At 31.3% G+C, this 431-nt stretch carries 1 protein-coding gene; it reads right to left on the bottom strand.

The window, feature by feature from the left end; translation table 11 throughout:
* The coding region (locus tag SB822_RS55080) for a hypothetical protein (RefSeq protein WP_410858845.1) at positions 1-431 on the bottom strand (431 nt) is incomplete at both ends.

Here is a 431-nt window from a genome sequence, read left to right as displayed (position 1 = left end):
ATCGAAACATCCTAGTTCTTCATTAGTTTCAGGATCAGTCACATCTTCTAATAATCTATCGATTAAACCCTTACCAATTACGTTCCCATCAACAACTATAGCTTTAACTCTAGACTTTTGTATATCTAGATTTCCCCCATATTTATAAAACATTTGTTTAACAATTATGCTTTGTTCCTTAAAACTTAATCCATTTGGCGGTTCTACAATATTGACCAGTTGTATTTGCCTTATAACTCCATTTTCATTTCGAATTATTTTCAAAACAACAATTGCAGTTTTGTTGTTACTTTGCGAGTTGCTACGTGCTACGTCAACACCAAAAATATATTCGTTTAATTGAAAATTGCCTTTTTTGTCTTTTGGACATTCGATTTCAGCCTTTTTAAGGGTTCTAATTTTAAGAAGTTTCGATATATTGATCAATGCAC

It is taken from the genome of Paraburkholderia sp. SIMBA_054 (genome assembly GCF_046534875.1).
Lineage (GTDB): Bacteria > Pseudomonadota > Gammaproteobacteria > Burkholderiales > Burkholderiaceae > Paraburkholderia > Paraburkholderia hospita.
Note: the sequence above shows the minus strand (reverse complement) of the source record. Positions and strands in the feature narration are given on the sequence as shown.